At 40.4% G+C, this 13,921-nt stretch carries 11 protein-coding genes; 8 read left to right on the top strand and 3 right to left on the bottom strand.

Going from position 1 to position 13,921, the window contains the following annotated elements; all coding sequences use genetic code 11:
• Positions 1–11: 11 nt before the first annotated feature.
• The 5 genes from glgC to rluF all read left to right on the top strand — a co-directional run bounded on the left by glgC (position 12) and on the right by rluF (position 6,373).
• A complete protein-coding gene (gene glgC, locus MTF68_RS06250) occupies positions 12–1,313 on the top strand; it encodes a glucose-1-phosphate adenylyltransferase (RefSeq protein ID WP_248462012.1) in 1,302 nt (433 codons plus the stop codon).
• A 41-nt stretch (positions 1,314–1,354) separates the two neighbouring features.
• Positions 1,355–2,890, top strand: coding sequence for a glycogen/starch synthase (locus MTF68_RS06255; RefSeq protein WP_248462013.1), 1,536 nt, complete (start codon positions 1,355–1,357; stop codon positions 2,888–2,890).
• A gap of 91 nt (positions 2,891–2,981) precedes the next feature.
• On the top strand, positions 2,982–4,196 hold the full coding sequence (locus MTF68_RS06260; protein WP_029774480.1) for an HDOD domain-containing protein: 1,215 nt from the start codon (positions 2,982–2,984) through the stop codon (positions 4,194–4,196).
• 34 nt (positions 4,197–4,230) lie between these two features.
• On the top strand, positions 4,231–5,310 hold the full coding sequence (locus tag MTF68_RS06265; protein ID WP_248462127.1) for a DUF418 domain-containing protein: 1,080 nt from the start codon (positions 4,231–4,233) through the stop codon (positions 5,308–5,310).
• Positions 5,311–5,386: 76 nt separating this feature from the next.
• Positions 5,387–6,373 carry a 23S rRNA pseudouridine(2604) synthase RluF gene (gene rluF / locus MTF68_RS06270; RefSeq protein WP_029774482.1) on the top strand — a complete coding sequence of 329 codons (987 nt, stop codon included), beginning with the start codon at positions 5,387–5,389 and terminating at the stop codon, positions 6,371–6,373.
• Positions 6,374–6,382: 9 nt separating this feature from the next.
• Here the strand turns inward: rluF and MTF68_RS06275 are convergent, their stop codons facing one another.
• From MTF68_RS06275 to MTF68_RS06285, 3 genes are all read right to left on the bottom strand, one after another.
• The gene (locus tag MTF68_RS06275) at positions 6,383–6,967 is read right to left on the bottom strand and encodes a hypothetical protein (RefSeq protein WP_138577239.1); all 585 of its coding nucleotides are present in this window, start codon (positions 6,965–6,967) and stop codon (positions 6,383–6,385) included.
• Between the two features lie 333 nt (positions 6,968–7,300).
• Complete coding sequence (locus MTF68_RS06280) at positions 7,301–10,381, bottom strand: efflux RND transporter permease subunit (RefSeq protein ID WP_248462014.1); 3,081 nt, start codon at positions 10,379–10,381, stop codon at positions 7,301–7,303.
• 2 nt (positions 10,382–10,383) lie between these two features.
• On the bottom strand, positions 10,384–11,466 hold the full coding sequence (locus tag MTF68_RS06285; RefSeq protein WP_024031767.1) for an efflux RND transporter periplasmic adaptor subunit: 1,083 nt from the start codon (positions 11,464–11,466) through the stop codon (positions 10,384–10,386).
• A 123-nt stretch (positions 11,467–11,589) separates the two neighbouring features.
• Here MTF68_RS06285 and MTF68_RS06290 point away from each other — a divergent pair, with 123 nt between their 5' ends.
• The 3 genes from MTF68_RS06290 to MTF68_RS06300 all read left to right on the top strand — a co-directional run bounded on the left by MTF68_RS06290 (position 11,590) and on the right by MTF68_RS06300 (position 13,887).
• Positions 11,590–12,486: a LysR family transcriptional regulator gene (locus MTF68_RS06290; protein WP_248443538.1), complete on the top strand. Its 897-nt coding sequence runs from the start codon at positions 11,590–11,592 to the stop codon at positions 12,484–12,486.
• On the top strand, positions 12,476–12,787 hold the full coding sequence (locus MTF68_RS06295) for an MGMT family protein (protein WP_248462015.1): 312 nt from the start codon (positions 12,476–12,478) through the stop codon (positions 12,785–12,787). Before MTF68_RS06290 ends, MTF68_RS06295 begins: the two co-directional genes overlap by 11 nt.
• Before the next feature lie 548 nt (positions 12,788–13,335).
• Positions 13,336–13,887, top strand: coding sequence for a diguanylate cyclase (locus MTF68_RS06300; protein ID WP_248462016.1), 552 nt, complete (start codon positions 13,336–13,338; stop codon positions 13,885–13,887).
• Positions 13,888–13,921: the final 34 nt, after the last annotated feature.

Genomic DNA, 13,921 nt, shown 5'->3' on the forward strand with positions numbered 1-13,921 from the left:
GAGAGAGTATTATGCCTAGTTATGCAAATCGTTACATAAGTAGCTTAACCCGAGATACGTACGCGTTAATACTGGCTGGTGGACGCGGCTCACGCTTACACGAATTGACAGATTGGCGCGCAAAGCCCGCTGTTTATTTTGGCGGTAAGCACCGTATTATCGATTTTCCATTATCAAATTGTATCAATTCGGGTGTGAGGCGTGTAGGCATAGCCACACAGTATAAATCGCACTCTTTGATTCGCCATGTTAATCGCGCCTGGGGCCATTTTAAAAAAGAGCTGGGGGAGTCGGTTGAAATTTTACCCGCATCTCAGCGTAATGGTGATGAGTGGTATTGTGGAACTGCCGATGCGGTTTTTCAAAACATGGATATTATTCGCCACGAACTGCCAAAATATGTGATGATTTTGTCAGGCGATCACGTTTATCGAATGGATTACGGCGCTTTATTAGCCGAGCATGTGCAAAAAGGCGCCGACATGACAGTATGTTGCCTTGAAGTACCTGTTGAAGAGGCTGCAGATACCTTTGGGGTAATGACTGTTGATGAAAAAAATCGGGTATGTCGCTTTGATGAGAAACCTTCGATCCCCAGCTCTGTCCCTGGTAAGCCAGGTACCTGCTTAGCCTCTATGGGCAACTATGTGTTTAATACTGAGTTTTTATTTGAGCAGCTAAAAAAAGATGCTGAAAATGAAGGTTCTGGCCGCGACTTTGGGCACGATATTATTCCGGCAATTATAGAAGAGCACAATGTGTATGCGTTTCCGTTTAGAGATCCCATGCAAGAAGGGCAACCTTATTGGCGCGATGTAGGAACGTTAGACTCGTTTTGGGAAGCCAATATGGAATTGGTAATGCCCGAGCCACAGCTAGATTTATACGATCCAACCTGGCCTATTTGGACTTACCAAGAGCAGTTGCCACCGGCTAAGTTTATTTTTGATGATGAAGATAGACGCGGTATGGCGGTAGACTCAACGGTATCAGGAGGGTGTATTGTATCGGGCTCAGTAGTTAGAAAATCACTGCTGTTTTCAAACGTGCACGTGCGTTCATTTTGCGAAATAGAGCAATCAGTAATTTTACCCGGGGCTCTCATTAATCGTCATTGTAAAATTAAGCGAGCCATAATTGATCGAAGCTGTGAAATACCCGCAGGGCTTGAAATTGGCTACGATAGAAAAGCCGATGAAGAAAATGGCTTTAGGGTATCTAAAAAAGGCATCGTATTAGTCACCCGTGATATGCTCACGGAACTTGCTAAAAAGCTTGAACGTCAAGCACACGAAAATAAAAAGTTCGCTTAAAATCGGATGCGAATAACAAAGGTTAAGGAAGTAGTAAATAAATGCATGTATTAATGGTTGCCGCAGAAAACGATGCTTTACCAAACGCTAAAGTGGGCGGGGTAGCAGATGTAGTCAGAGATGCCCCAAAAGCACTAGCAGCACAAGGCGTGAGCGTAGATGTTGTTATTCCTGATTATGGGTTTGAGCAACTGCAACGTGAATATATAGGTGATGTCACTGTTATATTTAGAGCGCAGCCACAGGTATTATCTTTATTTAAAATAAGTGATGACAACACACACATTAATCAATTTGTTATTTCGCACCCACTGTTTAGCCAATCGGGTTCGGTGTATTGCAATGACGAACCCGGGCGACCTTTTGCCACTGATGCAACAAAATATGCATTATTTAGTGCCGCTCTATGTGAAGCGTTGCTACAGGGTTTAATAATGCGCCCTCAAGCACTGCATCTACATGATTGGCATAGCGCGTGTGTCGCCGTATTATTAAAATTTGATAAACGCTACGATACCCTCGCTAATTTACATATTGCCTATACAGTTCATAATTTAGCACTGCAAGGGATCAGGCCTTTTAAGCACGACGACTCGAGTTTAGAGGCTTGGTTTCCTTCGTTAGGTTATAACGGGCAACATTTGTGCGATCCTCGTTACCCACACTGTTTTAATCCTATGCGCAGTGCTATAAATTTGGCAGATAAAGTTCATTTAGTCTCACCTACTTACAGTACCGAGGTACTAAAGCCGAGTAATTATCAGCAAGGTTTTTTTGGTGGAGAAGGCTTAGAGCTTGATTTACAAAATCAATCGGCTCAAGGCAAGGTGGTGGGAATATTAAATGGCTGTGAATACCCTGAGCAAAACCCTGAGCAGGTTACTTTATCGCTCTTGTATGAGCGTATTGAACATACTTTATTTAACTGGATGGCAAAACATGAGCAGCTTGAAACGAGCTACTATGTGGCGCATCAGCGCATGCTGCAGTTTAAAAACACGCCAATAGATGGGCCCCTCGTAACAAGTGTTGGCAGGCTGACCGAGCAAAAGGTGTTATTACTTTGCCAACAATACGGTAATGCATTAGCGCTTGATAACGTGTGTGAAATAATTAACCGTTTTAATGGTCGTCTTATTATTTTAGGCTCTGGTGACAAAGCCCTTGAAAGCATTTTCACCAAGGCCATGGCACGCAATGCAAACTTATTGTTTTTAAAAGGTTATGGGCAAGGTATTGGCGATAGCCTATATGAGCTAGGGGATTTATTTTTAATGCCAAGCTCGTTTGAGCCATGCGGAATTAGTCAAATGCTTGCTATGCGCGCAGGGCAACCTTGTTTAGTACACAGTGTTGGCGGTTTAAAAGACACCGTAAGCCACAACAACAATGGCTTTGCATTTTCTGGCGGCTCGTTGAATGAACAAGTTGATGGGTTAATGACATGCTTGACTGAAACCCTTACGCTAAAACAGCAAAATCCTAAGCAATGGAGTAACATTACAGCTAATGCTAAAGGAGCACGTTTTTCGTGGGAAACGGTCGCTGCTGATTATATTTCAAGCATGTATTGCTAAATCATTAAAATTAAACGCAGTAGAAGTGACATTTATACCTATTTACGCTATTAATTACTTAGTTTGAGTATATAAATAAGAAGTAGGTAATGTGTCTGTATTTGTTGCAAGGCAAGCAATATTCAATCGTAAGCAAAATGTAGTTGCTTACGAGCTTTTATTTCGTAATAGTGCTGAAAACTTTTTTCCCGATATAGAAGAAGGTCAAGCAACTGCTCGCCTAATAATGGAAAACCAGCTTAATTTAGGCACACGCCACATCACCTCCGGTAAAACTGCACTGATAAATATAGGCCCTGACTCTTTAAAGCACAATTTATGTGACTTTTTACCCTGCAAAGATGTGGTCATTGAGCTGCTAGAAACCATTGAACCCACCGACGATAACTATCAGCTTTGCAGAGAGCTTTTTCATAAAAACTATAAACTCGCATTAGATGACTTTGTTTATAACGAGCAATGGGAGCGATTTTTAAAGTTTATTAAGCTAGTAAAGTTTGATATTGCGCAAACGCCTTTATCAGATATTGCCGAGATTGTAGAAAAACTAAAACAGCATAAAAAAATAAAAATATTAGCAGAAAAAATAGAAACCCAAGCCGATTATCACCAAGCACATAAAATGGGGTTTGATTACTTTCAAGGCTACTTTTTTGCCAAGCCCACAATGCACGAACAGCAAGACATTGATTATAACTATGCGTTAGTTGTGGCTATTTACGCGCAAGTAATGAAACCAAGCCCAGATATAAAGCAAATTAGTGCGTTATTTGAAGCCGATGCGGCGTTGGCTTATAAGCTTATGCGGCTAATTAACAGCGGTGTTTTTCCTATTCAGAGTAAAATATCATCTATTAAACAGGCGTTAGTGTATTTAGGGCATGAGCGTTTAAAAAAGTTTGTAAGTCTTATTGTTACCGCGCACACCGCGGGAAAAAAGCCAGCAGAATTAATGCAAGTGTGTGTAGTTAGAGCACGCTTTTGTGAGCTAATAGCAAAGCAGGTGTCTAAATCGTTGGCGGGTGAGGCGTTTTTAACCGGCTTGTTTTCGTTACTAGATGCCATACTCGATCAACCTATGAGTTTATTAGTCGAAAAGTTACCTTTTCCTGATGATATTAAAGCGGCATTATTAAACGAAAAAAACACCCTATATTATATTTTAAATGTAGTACAAGCGTACGAAACAGGTAGCTGGTGGACATTAGAAAAAGCCGTTATATTACTTAATGTTAAAAGTGATGTGCTGCCAGGGTTATATAATCAAGCCGTAGATTGGGCAGATAATTATAAAAATAATAGTTAAAGGACAGTAACCGCTCATTATGCGAAATTATAATATGGACTTTATTCGCGGCATTGCCGTGCTTTGCTTAGTGTATATGAATGGCTATGCGTTTGGCTTAATGGATTATAGCTATATTCCTTTATCTACCCCGCCTTTTAGCGACACCCTTATCCATGCTGTGAGTACTTTTTTTGTTGATGGCCGATTTAGAACGCTGTTTAGCTTACTGTTTGGTGCAGGACTTTATATTCAATGGCAAAAAGTTAAATCAACAGCGCCTTTAAAAGCGCGATTGCATTGGCTTATCATTTTTGGTTTGGTACATGGTTTTTTACTTTGGGCTGGCGACATTTTATTTTTGTACGGTGTATCTGGCTGGTTTGCCCTAAAATATTTACAAAGTAATAACCAACTGCTTGTAAAAAGGGCAGGGGAGTTTCTTTTAATTGGTTGTGTAGCCACGGGGTTGGTGCTTTTTAGTGCGCCTGATGAGGTCGTTTATCGTGATTCAGCACAGTATATCGATTTATATAGCCCGCATTACAGCGATTACTTTTTGAGTAACCTAGGTATGAATATATTAATGCTGGTAGCTGTTCCTATCATGATCATGTGGCTGTGCGTAGGGCTAATGCTGATTGGCATATATTTATATAAAAATGAGGTTTTTAGTAAAGGTTTAACCAATCCGCATCTTATTGTTTGTATAGCTGGCGCCTTTATTTTTTCAGGCATGAGGCTTTATGCGTCAAAGTTTACAGGGGGAGCAGGGTTCGCCATACAAGAGTTTATAAATACCTTTGCCGCATTGTTCATGGCTGTATTTTATATTCATCTCATCGTTAAATTTTGTAATAACCGTGCTCATGTGGGCCAGCTTATTCAGCAAGCTGGGCGCTTAGCTTTTACCTTATATATATGCCAAACACTTATGCAGCTGTTGCTTTATAAAGTGTTGTATCCGCAGTGGGTATTAAGTTTTAACCGAATAGACTATTGGATAGTTGCGACTGGCCTGGTTAGCGTGCAGCTATTGTTTACAGCCTTATATTGTCGCTATTATGAGCAAGGGCCACTGGAATATGTTTGGCGCAAGTTAACTCAAGCAAAAATTGCAAAAATTAATGCGTAAAGGTTTAAATTAGGGGCGAAAAATAATGGCGTGTGGTTTACACTAGTCGCCTTTAAAATTAGGACCATTAAGTGCCATGACCGAATTAAAACGTTTAAATAAATTTATTAGTGAAACAGGTTTTTGTTCACGCCGTGAAGCCGATAAATATATTGAGCAAGGTCGTGTAACAGTTAATGGTAATACGCCTGAAATGGGCGTAAAAGTGGCTGATACCGATACTGTTTTAGTAGATGGAAAACCGCTGCGCGAAAAACCAAAACGCGTGTACATTGCGTATAATAAGCCAGTGGGTATTACCTGTACCACCGAGAGTAAAATTCAAAGTAATATTGTCAAAGCCGTTAATTATCCCACCCGTATATTTCCTATCGGCCGTTTAGATAGACCTTCAGAAGGATTGATTTTTTTAACTAACGAAGGCGATATCGTTAATAAAATTTTGCGAGCGGGTAATAACCACGAAAAAGAATACGTGGTGACAGTTGATAAACCACTCAATCGCCAATTTGTGAGCAAAATGGCCAACGGTATTCCTATTTTAGATACCGTTACAAAAAAATGTAAAGTGACACAAACAGCTCCGCAAGAATTCAAAATAGTGCTTACGCAGGGGTTAAACCGCCAAATTCGTCGTATGTGTGAATACCTAGGCTATGAAGTTGTGACCCTTAAACGTACCCGCATTATGAATGTAACGTTAAAGGGCTTAAAAGTAGGCCAGTGGCGACATTTAACCGACGTAGAAATGGCGCAAATTAATGACTCCATTGCTGATTCGGGTAAAACGCAAGAGCATTCGGTTGATACCAATAAGCAAAATGCCAATAACAAAGGCGAGCCTAAAAAGCGTGATTTTCAGGGTGAAAACCCACGTGCCTTTAATAATGAGCGGGGCACTCGCACTCAAAGAAGTAACACGCCCTTTCAAAAGCGCTCCACCACCTATGTAGGTAAAGGCGGAGCTAGTAAAAATACGCAAGGCGATAGCAAAAGCGCAAACAACAAAAAGCCAGCAAACGGTAAAGCGCGTTCATCTGGCACATTAAGTTTAAAAAAATAGCGTGCGCACTTACCATTGTATTTGATGTACAACGTTACCGAGTGGGCTTTTAACGCCCACGATGTTTATTTTTTCATTTTTTAGCCGCTTTAATGCTGGTTTATCTAAATACCACCTAAAAGAGCGCTTTCTGTAAGTTTGTAAATCAAGCACAACCAGTTTTGCGCAGCTGTATTCGTAATCACTCGGACACGCCTCTACAGCCAGTAGCTGGTAATCTTGCTGCCAGCTATTGTCGCTATAATAATACGTCCATAACTTTACTGAAATACAAAAACTAGCCCACAGCCATAAATAAACTAAAACCGGTATAAACAAAATACCCAGCCAGCCCCTAAGCTTCCCATCATCCTCTAAGTAGTCTTTAAAATTTGATTTAAATGTTATGCATGCGTTGTACTTTTTGTATCCGTACATCCCCCCTGCAATACTAATTATTACTGACAAAACAGGAAGCAGCTTATGTGTTAAAAAATCATAAGCGGTATTGGCAATAAAGGGGGGATCGAGATTTTCATCCCAAGCAATAAAAAATAGGGGTGGGAATAGTAAACTAGCGGTAATTATTATTCTAAAAAGTTGTTTTGCTGTCATTTGAGGGGTTATTTATAAAACACAACGCCAATATAAAGTAAAAAAAGCCCTAAATAAATGGCTAATGCAGATACGCTGTTTTTAGAGCGTAGCCGTTTAATTAAATCGTAAGTACCGTCAAACATGCCTGTTATTACCAGTGCAATACCGCCCGTGAAACGGTAGTTGTTTAAATCTACATTGCCATTTTCGTCGGTTATAAAGCTAAAATAGCCAAAGAGAATACAAATACAACCTAGTTTATTATGTCCATCTTTAACCTCGGTTTAAATAATAAAAAACGCAGCTACTGTGAGGTAAGCTGCGTTTTAAACGTGCTGTAAGGCTTTTAAATTACTTTCTAGGCTCGTAGTCTATTCTAAATACAACAGTATAAAGCACAGGTACTACGATAAGCGTAAGTATGGTTGCAAAACCTAAACCAAACATAATAGTTACCGCCATTGACTGGAAGAACACGTCAAACAACAGCGGGATCATACCTAAAATGGTGGTAATAGCCGCCATGGCTACAGGGCGTACACGGCTAACGCCAGATTCAAACACAGCTTGATAAGGCGATTTACCATCGCGAAGCTCAAGATTTATTTGATCGACCAACACTATGCCGTTTTTAATCAGCATCCCGCTTAAACTTAGTAATCCAAGTAGTGCCATAAAGCTAAATGGCGCATTCATTATTAACATGCCCGCACTCACACCAATAATGGCAAGTGGCACTGTAGCCCAAATAACTAAAGGCTGTTTAAGTGAATTGAACAGCAGTACGGTTACCGCAAACATCGCTAAATAACCCAGCGGTAATGAACCAAATATAGCGGCTTGTGCATCCGATGACGACTCATACTCGCCGCCCCATTCTAATTTATAGCCACGCGGTAGCTCTATTGCCTCTACGGGTCCGCGCACGCGTGCAAATAACTTAGCGGCAGTTTCATCGCCTAATACGTTGTGATCGGCCATTACCGTTATTGTGCGCTTTCGGTCGCGGCGCATAATTAGGCTGTCTTCCCATTCAACCACAAATTCGTCAACCACTTGCGTTACTGGCACAAATACACCCAATACAGGGCTGTATATTTGTAAATCGTGAACGCTTTCTACATTTAGGCGCTCATTTGCCGGTGAGCGAGCAATAATTGGCAAAAGTTGCGTACCATCACGATATACACCCACTTGCTTGCCAGAAAGGCTAGTAAGCAGTACATCATCAAGGTCTGACTTACTAATACCTAAACGGCGCGCTTTTTGTTCGTTAAATTGTGGACGAATCATTTTAGTGCGTGCGCGCCAATCATCACGAATATTATAAGCGCCGTCGTCCTGTGCGATAACTTCTTCAGCCTGGGCGGCTAATCGTCTAAGCATTACCGGATCGGGGCCTGTAAAGCGTGCTTCAATTTTAGCATCGGTTGAGGGGCCAATTTCCATAGGCTTAATTTTAAGCTCAGCTGAAAGCGGTGTATTTTGCGAGTATTCACGCACTTTTTGCATTACTACAGCCACCGCCTCGCGGTTTTTTACTCTAATAATGAGCTGCCCGTATGACGAGTACGACTTTTGCGGTGCATAAGTAAGCATAAAGCGTGGAGCACCTTGGCCTGTAGTACTGGTTATTTCTTCAACTAGCTCTTCTTTTTGAAGGTAGTTTTCAAGCTTTTTGATTCCCTCTAGCGTTGCTCTTATGTCGGAGCCTTGTTGCTGCCAGTAATCTACATAAAACATAGGGGTGTTAGAGGCTGGGAAAAACGATTGTTTAACCGCACCAAAACCAACCACAGCCGAGCAAAGAAGCACGACCATAAGCACAAGCGTGGTTTTACGATAATGCATAGACACATCTAAAAGTGCTTTATAGCCGGTAAAAATAAAGCCTTGGTATGGGTCGTCATTTTCCTCTTCGCCCTCAGCATTTTTAGCTTTTTTAAATTCATCTTGTTTAAACATTAAATTTGCAAAAAATGGCGTAAGCGTAATGGCGGTGATCCAGCTTAGTAAAAGCGATATAAACAATACCCAAAATAAGCTACCCGCAAATTCACCGGTCGCATCAGAGCTTAAGCCAATAGGGGCAAACGCTGTAATACCAATAACTGTAGCGCCTAGTAGCGGCCATTTAGTTTGTTCTACAATATTAACCGCAGCTTTTAACTTAGTTTGGCCACGCTTTAAATTTATTAATATGCCTTCGGTTACTACTATGGCGTTATCTACCAGCATACCAAGGGCAATAATAAGCGCACCCAGAGAAATACGTTGCAGGTCTATGGCGAACAACTTCATAAATATAAAGGTGCCTAAAACGGTGAGTAATAAAATACCGCCAATTAAAATACCACTTTTTAACCCCATAAATATAAGAAGTACCACGATTACAATGGCAATCGCCTCTACTAGGCTGACAATAAAGCCATCTACAGATTTTTCTACTTCTTTAGGTTGGTTATACACCGATTCTACATGTATGCCATGTGGGCGCTGGTATTCAAGCTCTGCTAAGTGCTCGTCAATACGTTTACCTACATCTACTACGTTCACGCTGTTCATAAATGAGACGCCAATTAAAAGCGCTTGTTCTGAGTTGTAGCGAATAACATTGCTGGGTACTTCTGCGTATTCTCTAAATACTTTGGCTACATCACCTAAGTAAATAAGCTCGCTAGCACCGGGTTTAGATATAAGTAGGGTTTCGAGCTCTTTAACATCTTTAAATTCGCCGGTTGGGTGAAAGCGTATAGACTCATCACCCACTCTAATTTTACCTGCGTTAGAGACTGTATTTTGCGATTGCAGTAAACCAAAAATATGGCTTGGGGCAATACCCAGTTGTGCTAATTTACGGGTAGACACTTCAACCATTACTTGAGGCTGTTGCTCACCAGCAATGGTCACTTTACTCACACCTTTAACGAGTACGAGTTCACGCTTTAAGTAATCGGTGTAATCTTTAAGTTCATCATAAGAGTAGCCATCGCCGGTAACCGCATACATAACGCCGTATACATCACCAAAGTCATCTAAAATGGTGCTTGGGTAAACGCCACTCGGGAGTGAAGGCGCTAAATCGTTAATTTTACGGCGCATTTCATCCCAAATTTGGCGCAGCTGCTCTTTTCGGTAGGTACTTTTCATTTCTACCGATATTTGCGACTTACCATTTGATGAAATAGAGGTCACATAATCTACGTAGGGGAGTTGCTGAATCGCATTTTCGATAGGAAAGGTGACTTCTTCCTCTACTTGTTGTGGCGATGCACCCGGATACATAGTTATAACCATGGCGGTTTTAAGCGTAAACTCTGGGTCTTCTAGTTGGCCTAAATCAAAGTACGACACACTCCCGCCAATTAACAGCAGTAGTGCAAACATCCAGCTAATTACTTTTTTCTCTATGGAGAGTTGCGCAAAGCTCATAATTATAAGCCTCGCTCTTTATTCCATGGACGTACTTTCATGCCTTCATCTAATGAGTGTACGCCAGCGGAGACGACAATTTGGCCTTCTTTAATACCGCTTAACACTTCAATGCCGTCGCGGTGTACTTGGCCCACTTTAACGGCTTGTTTATTAACAACACCGGTTTCTGGGTTATATATCCACACATAGGCGTTATCTGACACGCTTTCTTTAGCTTCAGAAAAAACCGACTCTACCGGTAAAATAGTGTAAGCCACTTGCGAGCTGGTTACTTTTGATAAATCGATAAATACACGGCCCGTCATCCCTGCAAGTAGGTTAAAGTCTTTAGGTACTGGCAGCGAAAAAACAACTTTGTAGGTGAGCGTAGTAGGATCGGCCTGCGTATCCCACTCTTTTAAATCAAGGGTGTACTCTTTATTATCATAACCGTCAAACACAACGGTAGGGTGGTAGTCGCTGCCTTTTTTAATGCGCGCTATTATTTTTTCAGGAACTTGGATTTCTACATCCATTAAATCGCGGGTTTCTAGGCGTAAAATGTTTTGCTTGGCTTGAATGTTTTCAAAGTTTTTAACAAATACTTTGGCTACAGTCCCTGCAAATGGGGCGCGCAGCTCGCTGTATTCTAGGTTGGTTTCGGCAATTTTAAAGGCAGACTCTGCCACTTGCATATTGGCTAATGCTTCATCGTACTCTGATTGACTCGCGATTCTTTTTTCAAGTAATTGTTCAATGCGGCTAAGTTGTGATTTAGCAAGCTCATAACGGGCTTTTCTATCATCGTATTGTAATTGAAAGTCTTCTGGGTCAAGCTTTGCTAAAAGTTGTCCTTTTTCAACTTCTTCACCTGCTAATACCGGAAACTCTACCAGTTCACCATTGACTCTAAATGCTAAGTACGAGCCTTGGTTAGCAACCACTTCAGCAGGAAAACTGCGCACATTTGTTTGCGAATCATGTCCTATATTGAATAACTTTACAGGCCTAATGGGCTCTTCTTTTACTTGCTTTTCTGGCTCTGAACAGGCCATTAAGGTAAGTAAAGTCGTAGTAAGTATACATAGACGAAAGAGTTTCATGTCTTCTCCGTGGCAATGATGGGCAAAATAATTAAGTGCAGGATACGCCGCAACCATATAAAATAAAATTCATTAAATTTTAGAAACATAATAAGTTTTATTTATGATCATGTTGAGCGCAGTATGAAGCTGAATCAATTACAAATTTTAGATGCCATTGTACAAAGTGCAAGTTTAAGTGGCGCGGCGCTTAAATTACATAAAACTCAGCCTGCGCTTACCTTAGCAATTAAAAACTTAGAGGCAAAAATTGGCTTTGAACTACTCGATAGAAGTAAGTACCGATTACAGTTAACTGAAAAAGGGCGTGTTTTTCATCGCGAAGCACAACAATTATTGCATGCAAATGATGAGCTAGCGCAGCTTGCTAAAGAGCTTGCACTGGGTAACGAGCCACAATATCGAATTTGCTACGAGCAAATTTGTCAAAAAGACAATTATAACGAGATCATAAGTAATACTTTTAGACTATTTAAGCGTACAGAGTTTAATTTAACCAGTGGCAAACGCTTTGTCTCTTTAGAGCAAGTAAATAGTGGGCAAGTGGAGTTAGGCATAGGCCCCTGGTTTGACTTATTTCATGCAACAGGGCACTTAGAAAGCCTACCAATTGGTAAATTAAACATTGGAATTATTGCATCTACTAATGCGTTTCCTAAGTACATGACCTTTAACGAGCTACAAAATTACCCGTGTTTGGCCATGTTTGAAAGTGACTTAAGCATAGACAGCGACAAGCTTTCTTACTCAAAAGGCTCTGCCTTAATGAAGATTGACGATGTAACCAATTTAAAGTCGTTTTTGCTTGCTGGTGCCGGCTGGGCAATGATGAACATAGACTATTGCGCCCCTGAAATAGAAGCTGGGCTGTTGCAGCAAATACAGATAAACGACAGAGAAGATGAGTTTGGTATAGAAGTACGTGCATTTAGGCGTGATGCAATACACCATGGCCCTGTTGCGCGCTCTATTTGGGAGCAATTTAAAGTACTCAGTGAGGCGTACGTTAATGACCGATAATATTGATAAAGAAACCCTCATTTACACCATTATTGCAAATATACCTGTAGGTTTTGTAGCAAGTTACGGGCAAGTAGCAACGCTTGCCGGTTATCCGCAAAATTCACGCTTGGTAGGGCGCTTATTAAAGCAAATGCCAGATGATTCTGTTATACCGTGGCACAGAGTAGTAAACAGCCAAGGTAAAATATCATTCCCTGCAGGCAGTGATAAATATCAAGAGCAGCGCCAAAAGCTATTATTAGAAGGGGTTAGCTTTAAAAACGACAAAGTAAATATGCGTGAGTGTAGATGGCAGTAGTGAACGTATTATCGTAAAAGAGCTTTTAAAGGCTGCTTTATTACAAGTGTGCGGCTTACTTTTTTGTTTTTAGCTATCGTAAATCTACAAAAAATAGGGTTATTCAGCTTGTAGTTTTACCTTTAACAAAACCCCCTTACCTAGCTTTGTGAATGAAAAACTTACAATGAAAAGCGATATATTTTCTATTTTTTACACAATAAAAATATATACGGCAAAGTAAAAAACACCTCCACACCTACCTATAGCTAAAACGGCATTAAATCAATTAAGCGTCGAGATTTGGCATAACACTTGAACTACTTATTAGTTGTAAATAGATATTGAGCATACCAAATGTTGGCTCAAGGGCGCGTTTAAAAATGGTATCTCATTTACATTAAGGTAAAACGTAAGTAATCCTCAAGCCATTTTAAAAGTGACTGATAAATTATTTGAAAAATACGGTTTTTCACATCGCTAGTGATGAATGATCAAGGTGATGAAGTGTAAATGTTTAGTTTTAAGCATGAGGGTTATTAAAACCAAATATTAAGGACTAACAAACTATGACTGACCCAACTTTATTGATTTTAATGTACTTTGTGATCCCTGTTTGGCTTGCTGCTGGTATTGCTGATTGGTTTTGTCATCGACGTAGTAATATTTCTACAACCAGCGGTGCTAAAGAGTCATTTATTCATTTATTAATGTTTGCCGAAGTGGGCATTCCGTTAATCCTCGTTTTAATTTTTGAAGTTAATAGTTTGATTATTGCCCTTTGTATTGTGTTGTTTTTTCTGCATGAGCTTACAGCAATGTGGGATGTAACTTATGCAGTAAGTAAGCGAAGGGTAGGGCCTATAGAGCAACATATACACAGTTTTTTAGAAATGATACCCCTGTTAGCTTTGGTATTAATTATTGCGCGCCATTGGGAGCAATTTACCGCTTTATTTACTCCAGGCGGCTTTCCTCCTGACTTTACGCTTCAATTAAAAGGCTCTCCTTTACCAATAACTTACTTGGCAACGGTACTATTTATAGCACTTGCGCTAGAATTTACGCCTTATTTAGAAGAGTTCATTCGCGGTATACGTGCTAAAAAAGATAACACTTAATCGGCTTGAGTTATTTAAGCCGTTAATTTATGCG

Source organism: Pseudoalteromonas sp. 2CM37A (assembly GCF_023161885.1).
Lineage (GTDB): Bacteria > Pseudomonadota > Gammaproteobacteria > Enterobacterales > Alteromonadaceae > Pseudoalteromonas > Pseudoalteromonas atlantica.